Source organism: Gelatiniphilus marinus (assembly GCF_042684345.1).
Taxonomy (GTDB): domain Bacteria; phylum Bacteroidota; class Bacteroidia; order Flavobacteriales; family Flavobacteriaceae; genus Gelatiniphilus; species Gelatiniphilus marinus.
In genome coordinates this window covers 178,247-199,083 of the sequence record NZ_JBHULK010000007.1, presented here as the reverse complement: position 1 = coordinate 199,083, position 20,837 = coordinate 178,247, and the positions used below count along the sequence as shown (strand labels likewise).

The following is a 20,837-nucleotide window of genomic DNA, read 5'->3' as shown; positions in this document are numbered from 1 at the left end:
ATGCAATCGACAGCTCGCTTCATCTGTAAAATGAACTCCAAAACTAAATATATTCATAGATAACTCTTTTAATATCAATTAAATATACGAAATATATTTGACTTTAGGGCAGTTTACGGACATGCAAATTAATTTTAATTATATGCCACATTACAAGTTTAAATTGGTACAGAATTAGAGAAATTTTGTTTTAGTGTTTATTTCTCTACATTAGGCGAGAGTTGATATTTCGCTCTCGCCTTTTTTTTAAAACACTAAAATTTGCTTAAGCAGAAACTTCATTCAAAAACTTCAACAATCAATATTTAACACCATGAAAAAGGCTAGCTTTATAATGATTATAGGCTCTTTACTGTTATTAGGGCTTTTTAAATTTCCGTTATGGAACATCATGCTTGGTGCACCACAATATCCAGAGCCATTAGGAATGAATATTTATATTAATGGCATCAAAGGTGTCTCAGAATTCGACCTTCAGAATATTGATGGACTAAACCACTATATAGGCATGAAAACCATTCCTAAACCAGAAGAAATGTGGGAGTTTTCAGTGTTTCCAAAGGTTATTTTAGGCATGGTTATATTAGGCGTAATAATTGGTTTCTTAGGATATTTTAACAAGTTAAACTATAAGTTTTTTCTAGGCTGGTTTTTACTTATGTCTGTATTGGGTGTTTTAGGCATGTACGATTTTAACAACTGGCTAATCGATTATGGTAGCAATCTAGATCCTAACGCCATTATAAAAGTAACTAATCCAGATGGTACGCCCATGTCTTACAAACCACCGTTGTTTGGTTTTCAAAAACTATTAAATTTTGATGTAACATCGTTACCGCACACAGGAGGCTACCTTATGTTTGTTGGTATGTTTTTAACACTTGCTGCTTTTTGGTTGGGCAGAAAAGCAAGCTTAAAGATAACAACCCATTAACACCACATTTTTAAAACACTAAAATCATGCAAACACTAAACATGAAACACATTAATTATCTTCATAAAAAAAACTCAACCAAAAAGGGTACACCAAAAGCGCTTGGGTTCTCTTTCCTTTGGAAAGGGCTATGGATAGGTGTTTTCCTTTTCCTTTTCAGTTGTAATATATCGCCAAAAAAAATAAATTACGGAAGCGATGGTTGCCACTTCTGTAAAATGACTATTGTAGATAAGGTCCACGCCGCAGAAATTGTTACCAAAAAAGGCAAGGTCTATATGTTCGACGCCACAGAATGTATGATTAACTTTATGGACGAATTCGACACTTCACAAATTGAGCTTTACCTATCTAACAATTATACAGAACCCGAAGCTTTAATAGATGCCACAAAAGCCACTTTTTTAATTAGCAAAAACATCCCTAGCCCAATGGGTGCTTTTTTATCGGCTTTTAAAAATAAAGCCGACGCTGAAAAATTTCAAGCCGAAAAAGGCGGCGATTTATATACCTGGACAGAATTACTAGCAAAATTTAAAGACTAGTAACATGAAAAAAATACTGCTTTTTCTATCCGCCATGTTAGTGGCAAACATAACTAGTGCCCAAACTATAGAGGTTTGCAGCACATGCGAGATTTCAACATTAAAAAATGCTATTGCACAAGCCAAAGATTTTGATACTATTATTGTTAAAAAAGGCACGTATAAAGAGCATAATGTTTTAGTTGATAAACCGCTAACCATTGTTGGAGAAAACTATCCGGTAATTGATGGCGAATTAAAAGGCGAAATAATCACAGTAATTGCAGATAATGTTACAATTGATGGGCTTTTCATTATAAATGTTGGCAACAGCTACACCGAAGATTACGCTGCGGTTCGAGTAAAAAAAAGCAAATATTTTACCATTCAAAATTTAGTTTTAGAAAAACTTTTCTTTGGTATTTATATCGAAAAATCGAGATACGGAAAAATATTCCACAACAAAATAATTGGCGATGCTGTTGAAGAATACAACTCGGGCAATGGCATACAATTATGGTACAGCAAAAATGTAGATATTGAACACAATTTTGTGCAACATGTTAGAGATGGCATTTATTTAGAGTTTTCAGATTTTTGTACTATTAAAAACAACGTAAGCGCTTTAAATGTACGTTACGGATTGCATTTTATGTTTTCAAATGATGACGTTTATCAAGACAACATATTTGAAAACAATGGCGCCGGAGTGGCCGTTATGTTTTCTAAACGCATAAAAATGTACAATAATATTTTTAAAGAAAACTGGGGAACAGCCTCCTACGGCATGCTTTTAAAAGAAATTAACGATGCCGAAATTATTGGCAATACCTTCGAGCAAAACACCATTGGCATTAACATTGAGGGCTCAAACCGTATTAACTATAAAAACAACAATTTTAAAAACAACGGTTGGGCCATTAAAGTACGTGGTGCCTGTTATACCAACCATTTTACAGAGAACAATTTTTTGTACAATTCTTTTGATATTGCATACAACAGTAAAGTTAACGACAATGTTTTTGATAGAAACTATTGGAGCAACTATACCGGCTACGATCTAGATAAAAACGGCATTGGCGATGTGCCTTACAGACCCGTAAAACTGTTTTCGTACATTGTAAACCGCACACCCGAAACCATAATTTTATTGCGAAGCATGTTTATAGACATTATAGATTTTTCTGAAAAAGTATCGCCCGTTTTTACTCCAGATAATTTATTGGACAACAACCCTCAAATAAAACAACTAACATGGTAAGTATTGAAAATCTACATAAAAAATTTGGTAAAAACCAAGTGCTAAGCGGTTTGGATTTAACCATAAGTGAAGGCGGCATTTTTGCAGTGCTCGGGCCAAATGGCTCCGGTAAAACCACATTGATAAAATCTATTTTGGGTATGGTTATCCCCAATAAAGGCCATATTTCTGTGCTTGGAGAAAACATAAAGCAAAACTCAGATTACAGACATAAAATTAATTATTTGCCGCAAATTGCCAATTTCCCCAGTAATTTAAAAGTAAAAGAATTAATTAAAATGATTAAGGATTTACGCAAAAACACCGATGAAGACGAACGCCTTATTAAACTATTCAAATTAGAACCTTTTTTAGATAAAAAATTAGGTAATCTTTCAGGGGGCACAAAACAAAAAGTAAATCTCGTTTTAACTTTTATGTTTGATAGCCCCTTAATAATACTAGACGAACCCACAACCGGTTTAGACCCTATTTCGTTAATTCGATTAAAAGATTTGATCCAAGTAGAAAAAGCCAAGGGAAAAACCATTTTGATTACTTCGCACATTATGAGTTTTGTTGAAGAGGTATCAGACGAAATTGTGTTTTTATTAGAAGGCAAAATTTACTTTAAAGGCACCATTTCAGAACTAAAAAATAAAACCAACCAACCCGATTTCGAACATGCCATAGCATCAATACTTTCAGAAAACCATGCTTAAAATATTAAAATACAGTTTTTACGACCTCATGCGCAGCCGTTGGAGCTACGTGTATTTTGCATTCTATTTATTATTGGGAATTGTGCTCTTGTTTTTAAACAACGACCTCTCAAAAGCAGTTATTACCCTAATGAATGTAATCATTGTTTTAGTACCATTAATAGGCACTATTTTTGGCGTAATGTACTACTACAATTCCAAAGAATTTACAGAACTTTTATTGGCGCAACCCTTAAAACGGTCGTCCATATTTTTAGGGCAATATTTAGGTGTTGCGCTATCGCTTTCTATGAGCTTGATTTTAGGCCTGGGCATTCCGTTTGTATTTTATGGTTTATTTGAAAGTAGTGCCATTTGGGATTTTTCATTACTGCTGTTTACAGGCACGTTTTTAACCTTGATTTTTACCGCTTTGGCCTTTAACATCGCTTTATCAAACGAAAATAAAATAAAAGGTTTTGGCTATGCCATTTTATTATGGTTGTTTTTGGCGGTAATTTACGACGGGTTGTTTTTAATGACTTTAATTATGTTTGAAGATTATCCGTTAGACAAAGTATCGTTAGTTGGCACTATGTTAAACCCCATCGATTTATCGCGAACGCTTATTCTTTTAAAGCTGGATATTTCAGCATTATTGGGTTACACGGGTGCTGTATTTAAACAGTTTTTTGGTACTAATTTCGGACTGGTTATATCCTTTATCGTGCTAACCGTTTGGGTAATTTTACCCGTAACGCGAATCGTATTCAAATCAAAAAAGAAAGACTTTTAAACCAATAATTGGTATTAAAAAATTATAAATATGAAAACAATAACACTAATATTCATTTTAATCACTTTATCAAGTTGTAATAACAAAACTAAAACTGAAGCCATATCTGTAGTAGATAATTTAGAGTTAAAACTGAACAATAGCGAAAAATGGCTTGCCAATAAAGAGACTCATGTTGGGATGCAACGTATAGATTCTATTTTAAAAAACAACAGGTCTGCTGATGGAATAACACTTGGTAATGCCCTATCTAAAGAAACCAGCTATATTATAAAAAGCTGTAATATGACAGGCGAAGCACACGACCAACTACATGTAGTGCTTGTACCCATTTTAGAAGAAATAACTGAAATAAAAGACCTAGATAACCCTGCCGAATTAAATAAAAAAGTAGCGTATTTACAACGCTTAACCGCCACCTATTTTAAGTATTTTAAAATTTAAGTTTGTCTAACAAAAGTCATATTATTTAGGATAAAATAATCCGAAATTAGACCCATGATAATAAAGGCGACATATAAACTTACAGCTTTGTTTTTAACGTTTGTGTTGTTGGCAAACAACATTAACAATGTCGTAATTGTAATCGATTTTGTTATTAATCAAGATTTTATAGCCAAAACGCTTTGCATTCAAAAAGAAGAGCAAAAAGGTTGCAATGGCAAGTGCTACTTAACCCAGCAATTAAAAACCTCTGCCGAGGATAAAAATGCCCCTATTCAAAAAGAGCAAAGAACAGAATTATCACATTATATATTAACTTCAAACCGATTAAAAACAAATACAGAAAATGTGCTTATTGTCAGCAATAAAACTATTTTCTTTTTTTCTCAAAATTTTAAACCACTCCTATTTGTTTTCAAAATAAAACAACCTCCAAAACAACTTGCATAATATCTTTAATAGGTTTTTATTTTAACGCAGAACTTAACAGCTCTAAAAGCTTTTAAATATTTTGTTCTGGTAATTTCAAGTTAAAAAAACCTGCATCTATTTTTTTAATTCAAGACCAATTATACCATGGGTATCTAGTTGGTTGGTAACCCATATAGTTATAACCTAAAAAAAGAATTATGTATTTCAATAAAATATGGCATGCCAAGGCTTTTATTGCCCTAGTATGCGCTGTTTTTACATTAACAGCAACAGCCCAACAAAATATTAATGTAACATTGCTTGATAAAACAAGCAAGCAACCCATAAAAGACGCAACGTTTGTTTATGGAGATCAAAAAGGAACTACCAATGCTAATGGCCATTTTAGCTTTATTTACAAAAAAGGAGATTCCATGTATTTTTCGCACCTTAATTACGGCCAATGGACACTGCTTGATGCCCAAGTAAAAAACCTCATCGGCACAAAAACACTTTACAGAGAGCCTCTAACCGTAGATCTCTATCCTGTAACCATTATATCGCTTAGGCCAAAGAAAACGCCGCAAGAAGAGCTAAAGCTTGAATATAGAGACCAGCTGGCACATGATGCCACTTCAATATTAAACCAAAAACCCGCACTTAACAGCATTAGAAAAGGTGGGAATTACGGTTTCGATCCTGTGTTTAGGGGCTTTAAATACGACCAACTTAATATTGTGCTTAATGGTGCGCAAAGTGCTACAGCGGCGTGCCCTAACCGCATGGATCCGCCAACAAGCCAAATGGCACCAAATATGCTAAACCGTATTGAGGTGCTTAAAGGCCCACATGCCCTAAGATTTGGTACTGGGTTTGGGGCCACCATAAATTTTGTTCCAGAAAAACTGGGGTTTACAGAAGATAAAGATATTTACGGTAGAATCTCTAATGGTTACGATGGTAACGGCAATATTTTTAGAAGTGAAGGAAAATTGGGCTTCAGCGGTAAAATATACGATATTAATGTATTTGGAGCTTGGTCTCAGGGCAGCGATTATACTTCTGGAAACGGCACAAGCATAGCCTCTGGTTTTAACAGAGGTAGCTTTGGCACAAATTTGGGTTTTAAAATTTCAGAAAAAGACCAACTTAATATTTCGGCAGTGTATAACGTGGCTAGAGATGCAGATTTCCCCGCTTTACCCATGGATTTAAGGAATGACGATACTTGGTTGTTTAATGCAAGATACGATGCCACATTTAATAAAAAACACCTAAAATATTGGAATACCACAGCTTTCGCCTCTTTTGTAGATCACCTTATGGACAACCTGCTAAAACCCCTTGATCCGCGAATGCTAAATGCCCAAACCAATGCCACTACTTATAATTTTGGAGGCAGAACAGAAGCTAAATGGGTATATAACAAATCGCATCTTTATACAGGTGCAGATTTTAGAAAAGAAGGTGCCGAAGGTATTAGGGAACGCGCATTTTTAATGGGGCCAAACGCTGGCAATACTGCTAAAGACAATGCTTGGCAAGACAGCTATATTTCTAAAACCAGCCTATTTGCAGAGTATCATTTTAAAATAAAGGAAACCAAGTTTGTGTTGTCTTCAAGATTAGAATTGAACAAGGCAGATATTAACGACCCAACAACAGAGTTTCTAGCAGCAAACGGTGACCCTCAAGTTACACAGTTTAACCCAAGCTTTAGTTTTGGTGCCAACAGAAAATTTGGCAGTAACCTAAGTTTAGGGCTTTGGGTGGCGCGCGCCCAACGTAGCGGCGGACTTACGGAACGGTACATTAACTACTTTCCGGTTGGGCAAGATCCTTATGAGTTGGTGGGCAATCCGCAGTTAAAACCAGAAATAAACAATCAATTGGATATTACGTTTACATGGCAGAAAAAAAACACGAGTGTAAATGTTGATGTTTTTGCAGCTTATTTACAAGATTTTATTTCTTCTTTTATAGATCCCGATGTAAGGCCAAAGTTGCCTATGAGTCCGGGAGTTAGGCGTTTTACCAATATTGAAGACGCCTTTAAAACAGGTTTTGAAATTAATTGGAGCCAGAAAATATTAACTAACATTGAACATCAAGCAGGAGTAGCCTATACCTATGCACAAGATTTGGATCGTGGTGAGCCATTGCCCGAAATAGCACCTTTAGATTTTAGGTACACGTTATCTGGCAGCTTTATTAAAAGTAAATTAACGCCTCAGATAATTTTTAGACATGTTTTAGAGCAATCCCGCATTTCTGTCGAGTATGGCGAAACCCAGACGCCGGCATTTTCGTTGTTGGATGTTAAATGTGCTTATCAGTTTTCAAAATCAGGCAATTTAACAGCAGGACTCAACAATATTTTTAACCAAAACTATTACGAGCATTTAAGCCGCTCTGTAAGAGGAAATAATATGCCAATTTTTGCTCCTGGGCGAAACGCTTTTGTTTCGGTTGGTTTTACCATTTAAATACACATTATCACTTCCAAAACGCATCATCCAGATTGTCTTTAAAATTTTCTGCTTGGTGCGTTTTTTCTATTTGAAGCATTTGGGCTTCGGTGGCTATTTTTTGAATTTCAGGAAAAAGCACGCGCTCTTCAAACCGGATATGCTGTTCTAGCGTTTCTTCAATTTTATTTAAGGTTATAGCATCATCGTTAGTTTCAGCAAATAATCGTTTTATGCGTCTATGGTCTGCCAGTGCTTTTTTTATCAGTTTGTCGTCTTTTTCCAAAATGGTAAAAACATGTGTTTCTTCAATTTCAAAATGAGGTATTAAATGATTTTTATAAAACCAATCGGCATAAACCCTAATGCGCTTTGGATCAATATTTTTTCGAAATCCCATTTGTATTTTCCAACAAAGCAACAACCCAAAATGGTGTTCCCTACTTAACGGTTGTAGTGCTGTGTGCCGTTTTAACGGTTTAAGTTGCGTGTGCATAATGTATTTGTATTATATGTTATTATGTTTAATATTATAAGAGCAATTCCTAAAACCAATGGTATGCTAAATAGAAAAAGCAAAAGAAAATAATTAGGCAATAACCCTTTGCCAAAATAATAAGCTGCACCTTGAATGGCCAGAGTTAATTCTGTTAAGATAAATCCAGCGATAAAAGTATAAACACCAATAAAAAGCGTTTTATTATGTTTTACCCGTTGGCTTTGGATAATAAACGAAAATAAAAACCCCGTAATAACGCCAAGCATTAAAAGGTGAATAAAACCAATAACCAAGTTTCTGTGTGTATTAACCATTTGAGAAAACTCTGGAAAAAGCGCCAATGTTTGCACGCTTATTTTTAACACAAAACAGAATATTGAAAATTGATATAAGCGAATAACAAGTTTGGGTTGCGATTGTAATGCCAATAAGAGTTTAGGTTGTATTAATTTTAAAAAGAAGAAAGCCATAATAAGATGAAGCACCGTACCCAAAGCATTAATATAAAGCAACATGTTATGAGGGGCAAACCATTGAATTGGTAAGGCAAAAGTAAGTACGGTTGAAGCAATTAGCAATTTAAAAAAAAGCCTGAACAGTTTTGAGTATTCAACCTGAAACAAATAAAAAAACACAGCGATAACAGCTATTAAAAACCAACCGTTAAATTGAAAGTGCAAAAAAAACTGAATCGCAATTTGATAAAAAGCTGAAGCTTGGCCAAGCATAGATACCGCTGGCCCCAAACACCAAACACCAAAAGTAGAAATTACCATAAAAGTAAGTGATGTTTTTAGTAAATACCGCGGTACTAAAGATTTAACTTTATGGTGTCTCCATATTAAATATACAAAGTAATAACTACACAAAATGTGCAAGGTTGAAAATATAATGGAAACCGCCGCATAACCTTGAAAGGGAAAACTAAGCATCATGCCCACAACAGAAAATTGGGTAACCCAGAACAGGGTTTTAAAAACTGGAAGCTTACTAGAGGTAAAGTAATGTACCATTAAAGTAAACAGCATTAAATAGACCCAGCCCAACATAGCAACATGAGAATGTGCGTGTGTTAAATAACGATAGTTTAAGCCAATTTCGCCAACAAATGCATAGCGCAATACCAAACCCATAACAGCTGCAATTAAAAAATTAATTAAGCATATAACAGTAAGTTTTTTAGGTATCTTGGATGTTTTTTGCAAACGCATATTATGGCTTACAAAAATACGAAATAATATTTTTTAGCGATGTTAAAATTAATTAGAAACAAAAAAAACCCAGTATGTTTTAGGGAAAACATACTAGGTTTTAATAATTGACCAAAGTCGTTTTAAAGGTTGCTATTAATTAAATTGCTGTTCTAACTTTACAGCTTTAGGGAACAGAATATTGTTTTCTAAATGGATGTGCAAATGTAAATCTTGCTCAAACTCCTGTAGCATTGCATAGGTAACTCTAAAAGTATTACAGGCATCTGCTGGTGGGTTGTAATCGTTTGTTAAGGCTGCAATTTCCCTGAAACGTTCGCCTTCGTTATCGTGTTCTTGCATCATGGTAGCAATAGGGTTTTCAACGGTGCCAAACTGTGGCGATTGTACTGCGCCTTGTTCTAATTTGGCATTTACCATTTTTTTCACAAAAGGAAACAGTATAAGTTCTTCCTTTTTTAAATGTGCTGCCAACTCGCCTGCCGATGCGGTAAACAGCTCGTTTATTTTTAACAATTCAGGATAGCGCCCGCCATGTACGCGACACAGTTTATCTAAAAACTGGCGCAAAACAGGGATTTTTTCCTCTACGTAACGGTGGTGTTTTTTCTCAATGTAATCAATCAGCAAATCCAATGGCCACGATTTGTAATCTATAGATTCTCCGCCCTTACTGCTTAAAACGCTATTAAGCTCGTCTAATAAAACGCTACTGTCTATGTCTTTTTTTTTGCAGGCTTCGCTAATCGTTCTTCCGCCATTACAGCAAAAATCTATTTTATATTTCGAAAAAACCGCTGCTGTTCTATAATCTTCGGCCACAAATTGCCCGATTTGTTTTTCTGTGTCGTTTTGTAATGTTACCATAAGCAATTATTTATTTCGGATAGTTTTATCCTATTTATGTTCAAATTTTTTTTTGAGTGAAACTCAATTTTCAGATAGAAAACCGTAAGTTGAACTCATCCCAATTATATATTGAGGTTTTTTCAATTATATTTATTTTAAATCTTTAAAAATGAAACACCAGATTTAATATCGAGTGCCAACTCTTCTAAACTTGTGTTTTCCAGCATGTTTTTTAAACCTTCTCTAATGGTTTTAAACTTATCGTGTACGGGACACGGGTGTGCTTCGTCGCATTTATGCAATCCTAAACCACAGCCGTTATAAATAGAATCGCCGTCAATGGCATTTACTATGTGGTTTAGTTTAATTGTTGCTATTTTGCCTCTGCTAATTTCAAAACCACCGTGGGCACCTTTTATTGAATTTACTATGTCGTGCTTTACCAAGGCCTGCAAAATTTTAGCTGTAAAAGCTTGCGGAGAATCTATTTGCATGGCAATTTCCTTAGGGCTTACACGCTTACCCTTAAAAGAATTTGTTGCTATAAAAATAGATGCTTTTATGCCATATTCGCAAGCTTTAGAAAACATACTACAGTTTTAATGTAATGCAAATGTATAATATTATTTTAATTAGGACAAATTTATCTTATATAAATTCTATTATGAAAAGCGATATAAATAATTTGAATTGTTTTTTATGAGTTCGAAGCAGAAAAATCAAGCATAGCCATAGCTGCGTTTTATTCTTATAATGCAGAAATGGTAAAAAAAGAAACGAATTATATGTCGCGATTAATTACAGAAATGATATTAATTAAAATTGTTTTTGTACCATACTTTTTGCCACTCGCGTTTTAAGATTAAAAACGATACGGCTTCGGCTAGTTTTAGTGTATCGCTTCCGTCTAAGGCTTTTACTTGTTTTTCGGGCACATCAACAATGTAAAGCAAATTTAAGTAGTCGGTAAATTTGTCTTCAATAAGTTTGTAAACGGTGTCGTGCAGCAACAGTTTTAAACTTGTTGGTAAAATGGCTTCGTGAAACCCCAAATCTATATTGGCCAATAAGAAATCTTTATTGAGCTGTTTTACTAATTTATGATAGAGATCGTATTGATTTGCTTCTTCAAATAAGGCCTCAAAGGTGGTTGGCAATTGCATTATACGGTTCTATTCATTAAGTTGTTTCCAAAGTTTTTTAAAAGTGCTTTTTTATCATCAGAAATATGTAAAGTTTCTAAAACTAAAAACGCTTTTTTGGTATAATCTTCAATCGCTTTTTTTGTAGCTTCCGCAGATCCTGAGGCTTTAAAAATTTGTTTTACAGACTCTACTTTATTTTCTGATGCATCAGAATTACTGAACAAATTTTTTAATTTTAGTCTATCATTTTCATTTGAAAACTCAAGCGCTTTTAGGTATAAATAGGTTTTTTTGTTTTCAATAATATCGCCACCAACTTGTTTGCCAAAGGTTTCGGGATTGCCAAAAGCATCTAAATAATCGTCTTGAAGTTGGAAGGCTATCCCTAGGTTTTTTCCAAATTCGTAAATATTGTTTTGGTCTTCTTCCGAGGTGTTTGCAACTATGGCACCCATTTTTAAGGCGGCACCAACCAAAACCGCGGTTTTGTATTCAATCATTTTTAAATATTCGGCAATGGTTACATCGTTTCTGTTTTCAAAATCCACGTCGTATTGCTGGCCTTCGCAAACTTGTAATGCTGTTTTGCTAAACAGTTTAGCCAATGCTTGAAACGTTTGGGCGTTATAATTCTCGAACAACTGGTATGCCATAATCAGCATCGCATCGCCAGAGAGAATACCGGTGTTTACATCCCACTTTTCGTGTACCGTTTGTTGGCCACGGCGTAGTGGGGCATCGTCCATGATATCGTCGTGTACCAAAGAAAAATTATGGAACACTTCTACGCTTAATGCAGCATTTAGTGCTTTTTTGTAATCGTTGCTAAAAATATGGGCAGCCATTAAGGTTAACACGGGCCGCAGCCTTTTGCCACCTAAATTTAAGATGTATTGAATAGGGGCGTATAAGGTTTCCGGATCTTTTGGCGTTGGGTATTTACCTAAAAACCCAACAAACTCTTCTTGGTATTTTTCTATGGAAAGCATCGAACAAAAATAGCGTAATTAAGCATAATTAAAAACCAGAACACAAAAAAGGATATGTTAAAAAAAGATTAAAACTTTGGAAACTATTTTGGTTTTTAAAGTTTCCTGTTGTAGTTTTGCCACTTGTTATGAGAGAAAAAATACTTTTAGGTGCAGCAGATTTGTTTTTAAACTATGGGTTTAAAAGCGTTACCATGGACGATATTGCCAATACTTTGGGCGTATCTAAAAAAACCATTTACCAACATTTTGATAATAAAACGAAACTGGTTGAGGCCACTACGCTTAACTTATTCAACTCTATATCTTGTGGTATTGACCATATTTGCGCTTTGGATAAAAATCCGATAGAGGAAATTTACAGCATCAAAAAATTTGTAATGGAGCATTTAAAAGACGAAAAATCTTCGCCACAGGATCAGCTTCAAAAATATTACCCGAAAATATTCAACACTATAAAACACAAACAGTTTGAAATTATGCAAACCTGTGTTATCAATAATTTAAACAAAGGCATCAATCAAGATTTATACAGAAACACGATTAATGTAGATTTTATAGCAAGAATATATTTTAACAACATGGTGGCTATTAAAAACAAGGATCTATTTCCGCTTAAAAAATTCTCGATGGATATGCTAATGAGTAATTTTCTGGAATACCACTTACGGGGTATCTGTACGCCAAAGGGACTCGATATTTTAAAACAATTCACGACATCAAATCAATCATAAATAATGAAAACCAAACTCATTTTAATTTTTATACTAAGCTGTTCGTTTGCCATATTTTCGCAAGGTCAAACACCTAGTTTATCTTTACAAGAAGCCATAGATTATGCCATAGAAAACAACCGCAGCTCTAAAATGGCAGCTTTGGATATTGAAGCGGCAAAAAAACAAAAATGGGAAACCACAACTATAGGTTTGCCACAAATTAGTGCTAGTATAGATTATAACAATTGGCTAAAACAGCAAGTCTCTTTAATTCCCGCAGAATTTTTTGGCGGGAATGTAGGCGAATTTGCCGAGGTGGCTTTTGGCACAAAACAAACCATGAATGGCACTGTAAAGTTAGAACAATTAATTTTTGATGGCTCGTACCTTGTGGGTTTACAATCGGCCAAGGTATTTTTAGAAATTTCGAAAAATGCCAAAGAAAAAACAAATTTAGAGGTTAGAAAAGCCGTAATTAATGCCTACGGAAATGTGCTTCTTGCCGAAGAAAGCATAAAGATACTAAAACGCAATATTGAAGTTTTAAAGAAAAACCTTAACGAAACCACTAAAATTTACCAAAACGGATTGGGCGACGAAGAAAGTGTGGAGCAATTGCAAATTACGCTTTCTGGCTTAGAGAGCACTTTAAACAACACGTCGCGTTTAAAAACATTGGCGTATCAAATGTTGAACATTACTTTGGGAACCGATATAAACACAAACACCGTATTAACCGATAATTTAGAAGGCTTAACTGCAAAAAATATTGTTATAGAACTTATTAACGCTGAAGAAGACATTGAAAACACAATAGATTATAAGATTTCTAAAAACGATGAAAAAGCCAAAGCACTACTAGTTAAACTAGAACAAAGTAAAGCCTTGCCCACTTTAAGAGGGTTTGTTAATGCCGGATATTCTGGCAACAATAAGGATTTCGATTTTTTAAAGAGCGATCAAAAATGGTTTGGCTCATCGCTGTTGGGCCTAAGCATGAATATTCCTGTTTTTAGCTCTGGCGGAAGAAGCGCCGCTACACAACGCGCTAAAATAAATCTTGAAAAAGCTAAAGAAACCTTAACCGAAACCGAGCAGAAAATAAAACTGCAAATAGCATCGGCAAAAAGCGATTACCAATTTGCTATTGAAGATTACAGCAACAAAAAACAAAATTTAAACCTCGCCGAACGTATCGAACAAAAAAATCAAACCAAGTTTTATGAAGGCATTGCTACCAGTTTCGAGCTAAGGCAGGCGCAAACCCAATTATACACAGCACAACAAGAATTTTTACAAGCCATGCTTGATGTAATTAATAAAAAAGCAGCATTGGAAACGGCATTAAATCGACTATAACAATCAATCAAAAAAAACACTAATCATGAAATATATCCATTCATTACTCATCCTAACACTTCTAATAACATCTTGCGGAGAAGGCAAAAAGCTATCTGTTGAAAAAGCAATCGAATCCGGAAACTTGGAGACTATGCGTTTAAAACGCGCCCAAATTGTTGCTCAACAACAAGAAATGGCTTTGCAATTAAAACAATTAGACGACAAAATTGCCGTTTTGGACACCACAAAAAAAGTACCTTTAATTACCACATTTAAAGCTAAAAAGGAAGTCTTTGCACATTATGTAGAACTGCAAGGCAATGTAAACACCAAAAACCTTTTGGTATTATATCCAGAATATAACGGCGTACTTACCAAAGTATATGTAAAAGAAGGACAGCCCGTAAAAAAAGGGCAGATATTAGCTAAAATCGACGATGGCGGATTAAGCCAACAATTGGCCCAAGCCAAAATCCAAACTGCATTATCTAAAACCACTTTCGAGCGTCAAGCGCGTTTATGGAACCAAAAAATTGGTAGCGAAATCCAGTATCTACAAGCAAAATCCAATTACGAGGCACAGGCCGAAGCCGTAAATCAAATAAAACAACAAATGGCCAAAACGGTTGTGAGAGCGCCTTTTTCTGGTACCATCGATGATGTAATTACAGAACAAGGTAGTGTTGTTGGCGCCGGACAAACACCGCTAATGCGCATTGTAAACCTTAACGATATGTATATAGAAACCAACGTGCCAGAACGTTACATAAGCGATGTTACCCTTAACAAAAGCGTACAAGTAGAATTCCCCGTTTTAGGAAAAGTAATTGATGCCAAAATAAGACAAGCAGGAAACTTTATAAACCCTGCAAACCGCACATTTAAAGTAGAGGTTGCTGTTCCTAATAAAGATAAAAGCATAAAACCCAATTTAACGGCAAAACTAAAAATTAACGATTACACCAACCAGAACGCTTTGTTAATTCCGCTTAGTATTATCTCAGAAAACGCTAATGGCGAACAATACGTTTATGTAGTAAACAATAAAAACGAAAAAAACGAAGGCATTGCCAAACGTGTTATTATTAAAACCGGAAAAACCCAAGGTGATGTTATTGAGATTCTATCGGGCATAAAAGATGGCAACGAAATTGTTAACGAAGGCGCACGCAGCGTTAAAGACGGGCAGGAAGTTAAAATCTTAGATAGTCATTAGTTTTTAGTCGTCAGTCTATAGAATTAAACACTAAAACTTATGAAAGTAATTAAATTCAAATTCGAAGATTTAAAACTATATCAAAAGGCATTAGATTTTATTGATGCCACTTATAATTCTACCAATAATTTTCCCATAAAGGAAGATTACGCATTAACTTCACAGTTTAGAATGGCTTCAATTTCAATTGCTCTAAACATTGCAGAAGGCGCCGGGGGCACAAATGCTCAGTTCAATAGATTTCTAAATATTTCAAATGGCTCAATAAAAGAATGTGTTGTTTGCTCAACCATAGCTAAAAGACTCGGGTATCTTAACACAGAAGAAGATTACAACAACAGACTTCAATTAGAAGAACTATCAAAAATAACCTCATCGCTTCAAAAATACTTAAAGTCTAATGACCAAAACACTAACGACTAAAGACTAAAAACTAATGACTAAAAACAATAAAATAGATAAGGAGTTTGGCTTGTCATCCTGGGCAATAAACAACAAAACCACCATGTATGTTTTAATTCTGCTTATTTTAATATTGGGTACTGGTGCCTATTTTAAAATGCCCAGAGAAAGTTTTCCTGAAATTAAAGAAACCAAAATATACATCAGTTCTGTTTACCCCGGAAATACTGCCGAAGACGTAGAAAAACTTATTACAGATCCCATTGAAGATCGTTTAAAAACGGTAAGCAATGTAGTTGAAATAACCTCGACATCGCAAGAAGATTACTCGATAGTTATTGTTGAGTTTGATGAAAATATTTCAGTTGAATCTGCAAAACAAAAAGTAAAAGACGAAGTGGACTCTGAAAAATCTGGCGAAGACTGGCCAACATTTAATAACGCCAAAGTAGAACCCAATGTGTTCGATTTGAGTATGTCTGAAGAAATACCAATTTTAAACATCAACATCTCGGGAGACTACCCTGTTGATAAACTAAAAGAATACGGCGAATACCTTGAAGATGAGATTGAAAGCCTGCAAGAAATAAAGCAAGTCGATATTCGTGGCGCCCAAGACAAAGAGGTTGAAGTGGCCGTAGATATTTATAAAATGATGGCCGCCCAAGTAAGTTTTGACGATATTATCAATACCATCAGTAGAGAAAACATGACCATGTCTGCCGGAAATTTAATAACCAGCGGGCAACGCCGTACTATTAGAATTATTGGCGAAATAAGCAACCCAAGCCAATTGGAGGATTTTGTTGTTAAGTCTGAGAACAACAACCCCATATATTTAAAAGACGTGGCAACCGTTACTTTTAAAGACGAAGATAAAACCACCTATGCCCGAGAGTTTGGAAAGCCCGTTGTTATGCTGGATGTAAAAAAACGTGCCGGAAAAAACATGGTGGCCGCTGCAGAACAAATAAAAGTAATTGTAAATCAGGCCATAGAAAATGTGTTTCCGCCAGATTTAAGAGTATCAATTTCCAACGATCAGTCATCAAAAACCATTGGTCAAGTTGATGATTTAGTAAACAATATCATCTTCGGAATCATTTTAGTTGTAACCGTGCTACTGTTCTTTTTAGGTTTTAGAAACGCCCTGTTTGTTGGCTTTGCCATTCCTATGTCTATGTTTATGTCGCTCATGATTTTAAATGCTTTAGGCTACACCATGAATACTATGATTCTTTTTGGGCTTATCATGGGGCTAGGTATGTTGGTTGATAACGGCATTGTAGTGGTAGAAAACGTGTACCGCCTCATGTCTGAAGGCATGCCAAGAATAGAGGCCGCTAAAAAAGGCATTGGCGAAATAGCTTATCCTATAATTATATCAACCGCTACAACAGTTGCTGCATTTATTCCTTTAGGCTTGTGGCCCGGTGTTATGGGCGAGTTTATGATATACTTCCCCGTTACCCTTTCTGTAGTATTGGGCTCATCTTTGGTTGTGGCTATTTTCTTTAACTCGGTAATGGTGTCGCAATTTATGACTACCGAAGACAAGAATATGCCCTTAAAACAAATTATTAAAATCTCGGTAATCTTCACTGTAATTGGCCTATTAATTGTTATAATGAGCGATAATTATAGAGGCCTAGGCTCTCTAATGCTAATTACCGTTTTATTACTTTGGATTTACAGATTGTTCCTTAGAAGATGGGCCAACGAGTTTCAAAACAGCATTTTACCAAGATACGAGCGTATTTACGAAAAATCACTGCGGTTTGCATTAAGCGGAAAAAAACCCGTTTTAATAACCGTTGCAACGGTTGTACTGCTCTTTATAGCGTTTATGGGCTTTGGCGCTTCGGTTGGAAGCCAGCGTACTAAAGTGGAATTCTTTCCAGATAATACACCAAACCAAATTATTGTTTACATTGAATATCCTGAAGGTACCGATATTAAAAAAACAAATGCTATAACCAAAGATATTGAAGAGCGCGTTTATAAAATTATAAATAACGAAGCCTATATAGATAACGGTTACAATTTCTTAACAGAAAGTGCCGTATCCCAAGTTGGTGAAGGTGCCGGTAACCCAATGACCGATGGTGGGTCTGCTGCAGAAATGCCCCATCGCGGTAAAATTACAGCCACAATGCGCGAATATAAATTTAGAAGAGGCGCTGATAGTAACGAGCTTCTTAAAAAAGTGCAAGAAGATTTAAAAGGCATTTATCCGGGTGTGGCCATTTCGGTAGAAAAAGATGTTGCTGGACCCCCTGCTGGATACCCTATTAATTTAGAACTTAAAGGCGATGATTATTCTGAGCTTATCGCCACGGCCGAAAAAATGCGCGATTTTATCAACTCTAAAAACATTCAAGGTATTGATGAATTAAAAATTGACGTTAACAAATCAAAACCCACAATGCAAGTTCTTGTAGATAGAAAAAAAGCAGGCGAATTAGGCGTTAATGCCGGACAAGTGGGGCAACAATTACGTAACTCCATTTTTGGTGCCAAAGCGGGCATTTATAAAAAAGATGGTGAAGATTATGATATTTACGTTCGTTTTAACGAAGAAAACAGGTATAATACCAGCGCCATTTTCAACCAAAAAATAACCTTTAGGGATATGGCGTCTGGCCAAATAAAGGAAATTCCTGTTTCTGCCGTAGCAAAACACAGTAACAATTCGGGCTATAGCGCCATAAAACACCGGGATGTTAACCGTGTGGTAACGCTTTATTCTGCTTTAGCACCTGGTTTTATTGATGCAGGCGCCATTGTATCTCAAATACAAAACGAGATGAAAAGCTTTACAGAAAAACCCAATGGCGTTAAAATTGATTATACTGGCCAAATCGAAGAGCAAGAAAAACAACAGAACTTTTTAAATGGTGCGTTTCTTACTGGTTTGGGGCTTATATTTTTTCTATTAATATTTCAATTTAATTCGGTTTCAAAACCAGGAATTATTATGCTCGCCATATTTTTAAGCCTTATTGGTGTGTTTGGTGGCATTGTTATTACGGGCGCTTCATTTGTAATAATGATGACCATGATGGGTATTATATCGCTTGCTGGTATTGTAGTAAACAATGGTGTTGTACTGTTAGATTATACCCAACTTTTAATAGACAGAAAAAAAATTAAAGACAATCTTGAAGACCATCAATATTTGCCTAAAAACGATCTTATTGAAGTAATTATTCAAGGTGGTAAAGCGCGTTTGCGCCCTGTTTTACTTACGGCCATTACAACCATTTTAGGTTTAATTCCGTTAGCAACTGGTTTTAACATAAACTTTTTTACACTGCTAAGCGACTTTGATGCCGATATATATATAGGTGGCGATAATGTAATTTTTTGGGGGCCATTGGCCAAAACCGTTATTTACGGATTGTTAATAGCTACATTTTTAACCTTAATTGTAGTGCCAATTTTATTTTATTTAGTAACCAAATTTAAAATGTGGCTTTATAAAGACCGGGTTTACCAGAAATAAAATCTCGTAGTGCAAGTGTTAAATAAAGATAAATATTAATTGGCGACTAACTCGATTAATAGCGGAGCACATTCAGAAAACATTAAAACCGAAGTTTTTTAGTAAATGGAATTAAGTAAAAACCCCGAAAAAGGCTATTGAGAGGCAAAACGTTTTTTTTCTTTTATCTACAAACATGAAAACGCAGAGAATCAGAGGATTTTAGCACGTTTTATTTGTTTTAATCTGCTACTGATAGTTTTGATGCGTTTTATACCCGTTTTTTAAAAGTGCCCCAGGTCAGATTTGCTCAGCTATTCCCTGGGATTATTTAGCCGAGGCTGTTTAGGTTAAAGAAGAAGCATTTGTTAAAAAAATTATCTTTAGCCCCAAGGTAAGAGTCGTACTTATGTTTTTAAAGCATTACACTACTAATACTGCTTACCAATTTTTTTGTGATATCCATTTAGGGTTTTCAAGGATTACGAATTTTATAATAGTAGGAGCCAATACTATTTGTGCCATCAATATCAAAACCAACTTTGAGCGCTAAGGCAAGCGCACAAAAAATCATCAGTAACAAAAAAAGCATTAATTGCCAAATCGGGGTTAGGGGCTACAATGTAGTTTTGGAAAAGAAAAAAACTATCATCTTAAAAAAAAGAAAAGCCAAGACTTTAAAATAAATTAAATCCTTTAATAATCTGTATCGGTTATTTAGGACTACACAATATTTATAATGGCATGAATTCTGAAAGTGTTTATATAGATTCAAAACTATATCCTTTTTCACTAAAATATTCCAAAACTTTTGGTAAAGCATACTGCATATTCTTTGAAGCTTTAACACTATCGTGAAAAACAATAATACTCCCATTTTTTGTTTTAGAGATTACATTGTTTAAGCAATCTTTAGATGATACTGTAGTATCCCAATCAAAAGACAACACATCCCACATGATTATTTTGTAGCCTAAGCCAATGAGTTGTTTGCCTTGTTTTGGTTTTATTTGTCCGTATGGCGGACGGAAGAGATTAACGATTAACGATTTTTGATTTTTTATTTTTGAATGATGTGTGTCCAGATCTTGGAATTTATTTTTTAGAATTTGAGATTTTATAACATTTTGAGCTTCAGAAATATTCGCTAAATAATCTTTGGTTTTTGTTTTCCAACCTTTTATGTGATTATGTGTGTGATTTCCAGTAGTATGACCATCATTTATGATGTTATTAAAAATTTCAGGATGCTTTTCAATGTTATTGCCAATACAAAAAAAAGATGCTTTGGCGTTGTATTGTTTTAAAACATCTAACGTCCAATTTGTAATTTCTGGCGTAGGTCCATCATCAAAAGTAAGATAAATGGTTTTGCTGGTTGTTTGGATGTTCCAAATATAATTTGGAAACATCCGCTTAACAAACATGGGTGTTTTTACAGGGGTTAAGGTCATGGCCTTAATCTGG

Annotated in this window: 20 protein-coding genes; 13 read left to right on the top strand and 7 right to left on the bottom strand. The window is 34.9% G+C overall.

Annotated elements, in window-relative coordinates:
- The first annotated feature begins 313 nt into the window (after window positions 1-313).
- The 8 genes from ACFSQS_RS14580 (at window position 314) to ACFSQS_RS14545 (ending at window position 7,536) form a co-directional block, all read left to right on the top strand.
- The gene (locus tag ACFSQS_RS14580) at window positions 314-934 is read left to right on the top strand and encodes a hypothetical protein (protein ID WP_388020587.1); all 621 of its coding nucleotides are present in this window, start codon (window positions 314-316) and stop codon (window positions 932-934) included.
- A gap of 26 nt (window positions 935-960) precedes the next feature.
- Window positions 961-1,479, top strand: a complete 519-nt coding sequence (locus tag ACFSQS_RS14575; RefSeq protein WP_388020584.1) for a nitrous oxide reductase accessory protein NosL — start codon at window positions 961-963, stop codon at window positions 1,477-1,479.
- Window positions 1,480-1,483: 4 nt separating this feature from the next.
- The gene (locus tag ACFSQS_RS14570; protein WP_388020581.1) at window positions 1,484-2,719 is read left to right on the top strand and encodes a nitrous oxide reductase family maturation protein NosD; all 1,236 of its coding nucleotides are present in this window, start codon (window positions 1,484-1,486) and stop codon (window positions 2,717-2,719) included.
- Window positions 2,713-3,420 carry an ABC transporter ATP-binding protein gene (locus ACFSQS_RS14565; RefSeq protein WP_388020578.1) on the top strand — a complete coding sequence of 236 codons (708 nt, stop codon included), beginning with the start codon at window positions 2,713-2,715 and terminating at the stop codon, window positions 3,418-3,420. Before ACFSQS_RS14570 ends, ACFSQS_RS14565 begins: the two co-directional genes overlap by 7 nt.
- On the top strand, window positions 3,413-4,195 hold the full coding sequence (locus ACFSQS_RS14560) for an ABC transporter permease (protein ID WP_388020575.1): 783 nt from the start codon (window positions 3,413-3,415) through the stop codon (window positions 4,193-4,195). The genes ACFSQS_RS14565 and ACFSQS_RS14560 overlap by 8 nt, the downstream gene beginning before the upstream one ends.
- A 30-nt stretch (window positions 4,196-4,225) precedes the next feature.
- Complete coding sequence (locus ACFSQS_RS14555) at window positions 4,226-4,639, top strand: hypothetical protein (RefSeq protein ID WP_388020572.1); 414 nt, start codon at window positions 4,226-4,228, stop codon at window positions 4,637-4,639.
- 54 nt (window positions 4,640-4,693) lie between these two features.
- Window positions 4,694-5,089 (top strand): hypothetical protein, encoded by a 396-nt coding sequence (locus tag ACFSQS_RS14550; protein WP_388020569.1) that lies wholly within the window; start codon window positions 4,694-4,696, stop codon window positions 5,087-5,089.
- A 179-nt stretch (window positions 5,090-5,268) separates the two neighbouring features.
- Window positions 5,269-7,536, top strand: coding sequence for a TonB-dependent receptor domain-containing protein (locus ACFSQS_RS14545; RefSeq protein WP_388020566.1), 2,268 nt, complete (start codon window positions 5,269-5,271; stop codon window positions 7,534-7,536).
- 10 nt (window positions 7,537-7,546) lie between these two features.
- Here ACFSQS_RS14545 and ACFSQS_RS14540 read toward each other — a convergent pair whose 3' ends face one another.
- From ACFSQS_RS14540 to ACFSQS_RS14515, 6 genes are all read right to left on the bottom strand, one after another.
- Window positions 7,547-8,014 carry a hemerythrin domain-containing protein gene (locus tag ACFSQS_RS14540; protein ID WP_388020563.1) on the bottom strand — a complete coding sequence of 156 codons (468 nt, stop codon included), beginning with the start codon at window positions 8,012-8,014 and terminating at the stop codon, window positions 7,547-7,549.
- Window positions 7,990-9,150, bottom strand: a complete 1,161-nt coding sequence (locus ACFSQS_RS14535; RefSeq protein ID WP_388020560.1) for a hypothetical protein — start codon at window positions 9,148-9,150, stop codon at window positions 7,990-7,992. The genes ACFSQS_RS14540 and ACFSQS_RS14535 overlap by 25 nt, the downstream gene beginning before the upstream one ends.
- A 213-nt stretch (window positions 9,151-9,363) precedes the next feature.
- Window positions 9,364-10,095 (bottom strand): iron-sulfur cluster repair di-iron protein, encoded by a 732-nt coding sequence (gene ric / locus ACFSQS_RS14530; RefSeq protein ID WP_388020557.1) that lies wholly within the window; start codon window positions 10,093-10,095, stop codon window positions 9,364-9,366.
- Between the two features lie 137 nt (window positions 10,096-10,232).
- Window positions 10,233-10,667, bottom strand: a complete 435-nt coding sequence (locus ACFSQS_RS14525) for an RrF2 family transcriptional regulator (RefSeq protein WP_388020554.1) — start codon at window positions 10,665-10,667, stop codon at window positions 10,233-10,235.
- Window positions 10,668-10,889: 222 nt separating this feature from the next.
- A complete protein-coding gene (locus ACFSQS_RS14520; RefSeq protein ID WP_388020551.1) occupies window positions 10,890-11,240 on the bottom strand; it encodes a hypothetical protein in 351 nt (116 codons plus the stop codon).
- The gene (locus ACFSQS_RS14515; protein ID WP_388020548.1) at window positions 11,240-12,211 is read right to left on the bottom strand and encodes a polyprenyl synthetase family protein; all 972 of its coding nucleotides are present in this window, start codon (window positions 12,209-12,211) and stop codon (window positions 11,240-11,242) included. The genes ACFSQS_RS14520 and ACFSQS_RS14515 overlap by 1 nt, the downstream gene beginning before the upstream one ends.
- Window positions 12,212-12,339: 128 nt before the next feature.
- Between ACFSQS_RS14515 and ACFSQS_RS14510 the strand changes: the two genes are divergently transcribed.
- The 5 genes from ACFSQS_RS14510 to ACFSQS_RS14490 are packed head-to-tail and all read left to right on the top strand — an operon-like array spanning window position 12,340 to window position 19,391.
- Window positions 12,340-12,945: a TetR/AcrR family transcriptional regulator gene (locus tag ACFSQS_RS14510; protein ID WP_388020545.1), complete on the top strand. Its 606-nt coding sequence runs from the start codon at window positions 12,340-12,342 to the stop codon at window positions 12,943-12,945.
- Window positions 12,946-12,948: 3 nt separating this feature from the next.
- On the top strand, window positions 12,949-14,286 hold the full coding sequence (locus ACFSQS_RS14505; RefSeq protein WP_388020542.1) for a TolC family protein: 1,338 nt from the start codon (window positions 12,949-12,951) through the stop codon (window positions 14,284-14,286).
- 25 nt (window positions 14,287-14,311) lie between these two features.
- Window positions 14,312-15,484 carry an efflux RND transporter periplasmic adaptor subunit gene (locus ACFSQS_RS14500; protein ID WP_388020539.1) on the top strand — a complete coding sequence of 391 codons (1,173 nt, stop codon included), beginning with the start codon at window positions 14,312-14,314 and terminating at the stop codon, window positions 15,482-15,484.
- Window positions 15,485-15,523: 39 nt separating this feature from the next.
- Entirely contained in the window at window positions 15,524-15,907 is a 384-nt protein-coding gene (locus ACFSQS_RS14495) for a four helix bundle protein (RefSeq protein ID WP_388020536.1), read from the top strand.
- A 13-nt stretch (window positions 15,908-15,920) separates the two neighbouring features.
- A complete protein-coding gene (locus ACFSQS_RS14490) occupies window positions 15,921-19,391 on the top strand; it encodes an efflux RND transporter permease subunit (RefSeq protein ID WP_388020533.1) in 3,471 nt (1,156 codons plus the stop codon).
- 740 nt (window positions 19,392-20,131) lie between these two features.
- On the opposite strand, the gene ACFSQS_RS14485 is transcribed toward ACFSQS_RS14490, so the two are convergent.
- Window positions 20,132-20,824, bottom strand: a complete 693-nt coding sequence (locus ACFSQS_RS14485) for a polysaccharide deacetylase family protein (RefSeq protein ID WP_388020530.1) — start codon at window positions 20,822-20,824, stop codon at window positions 20,132-20,134.
- Window positions 20,825-20,837: the final 13 nt, after the last annotated feature.

What these genes read in the sequence shown, in the direction of transcription:
- ACFSQS_RS14580 (WP_388020587.1), top strand. Translation starts at nt 314, where the DNA reads ATGAAAAAGGCTAGCTTTATAATGATTATAGGCTCTTTACTGTTATTA.
- ACFSQS_RS14575 (WP_388020584.1), top strand. Translation starts at nt 961, where the DNA reads ATGCAAACACTAAACATGAAACACATTAATTATCTTCATAAAAAAAAC.
- ACFSQS_RS14570 (WP_388020581.1), top strand. Translation starts at nt 1,484, where the DNA reads ATGAAAAAAATACTGCTTTTTCTATCCGCCATGTTAGTGGCAAACATA.
- ACFSQS_RS14565 (WP_388020578.1), top strand. Translation starts at nt 2,713, where the DNA reads ATGGTAAGTATTGAAAATCTACATAAAAAATTTGGTAAAAACCAAGTG.
- ACFSQS_RS14560 (WP_388020575.1), top strand. Translation starts at nt 3,413, where the DNA reads ATGCTTAAAATATTAAAATACAGTTTTTACGACCTCATGCGCAGCCGT.
- ACFSQS_RS14555 (WP_388020572.1), top strand. Translation starts at nt 4,226, where the DNA reads ATGAAAACAATAACACTAATATTCATTTTAATCACTTTATCAAGTTGT.
- ACFSQS_RS14550 (WP_388020569.1), top strand. Translation starts at nt 4,694, where the DNA reads ATGATAATAAAGGCGACATATAAACTTACAGCTTTGTTTTTAACGTTT.
- ACFSQS_RS14545 (WP_388020566.1), top strand. Translation starts at nt 5,269, where the DNA reads ATGTATTTCAATAAAATATGGCATGCCAAGGCTTTTATTGCCCTAGTA.
- ACFSQS_RS14540 (WP_388020563.1), bottom strand. Translation starts at nt 8,014, where the DNA reads ATGCACACGCAACTTAAACCGTTAAAACGGCACACAGCACTACAACCG.
- ACFSQS_RS14535 (WP_388020560.1), bottom strand. Translation starts at nt 9,150, where the DNA reads ATGGGTTTGGTATTGCGCTATGCATTTGTTGGCGAAATTGGCTTAAAC.
- ric (WP_388020557.1), bottom strand. Translation starts at nt 10,095, where the DNA reads ATGGTAACATTACAAAACGACACAGAAAAACAAATCGGGCAATTTGTG.
- ACFSQS_RS14525 (WP_388020554.1), bottom strand. Translation starts at nt 10,667, where the DNA reads ATGTTTTCTAAAGCTTGCGAATATGGCATAAAAGCATCTATTTTTATA.
- ACFSQS_RS14520 (WP_388020551.1), bottom strand. Translation starts at nt 11,240, where the DNA reads ATGCAATTGCCAACCACCTTTGAGGCCTTATTTGAAGAAGCAAATCAA.
- ACFSQS_RS14515 (WP_388020548.1), bottom strand. Translation starts at nt 12,211, where the DNA reads ATGCTTTCCATAGAAAAATACCAAGAAGAGTTTGTTGGGTTTTTAGGT.
- ACFSQS_RS14510 (WP_388020545.1), top strand. Translation starts at nt 12,340, where the DNA reads ATGAGAGAAAAAATACTTTTAGGTGCAGCAGATTTGTTTTTAAACTAT.
- ACFSQS_RS14505 (WP_388020542.1), top strand. Translation starts at nt 12,949, where the DNA reads ATGAAAACCAAACTCATTTTAATTTTTATACTAAGCTGTTCGTTTGCC.
- ACFSQS_RS14500 (WP_388020539.1), top strand. Translation starts at nt 14,312, where the DNA reads ATGAAATATATCCATTCATTACTCATCCTAACACTTCTAATAACATCT.
- ACFSQS_RS14495 (WP_388020536.1), top strand. Translation starts at nt 15,524, where the DNA reads ATGAAAGTAATTAAATTCAAATTCGAAGATTTAAAACTATATCAAAAG.
- ACFSQS_RS14490 (WP_388020533.1), top strand. Translation starts at nt 15,921, where the DNA reads ATGACTAAAAACAATAAAATAGATAAGGAGTTTGGCTTGTCATCCTGG.
- ACFSQS_RS14485 (WP_388020530.1), bottom strand. Translation starts at nt 20,824, where the DNA reads ATGACCTTAACCCCTGTAAAAACACCCATGTTTGTTAAGCGGATGTTT.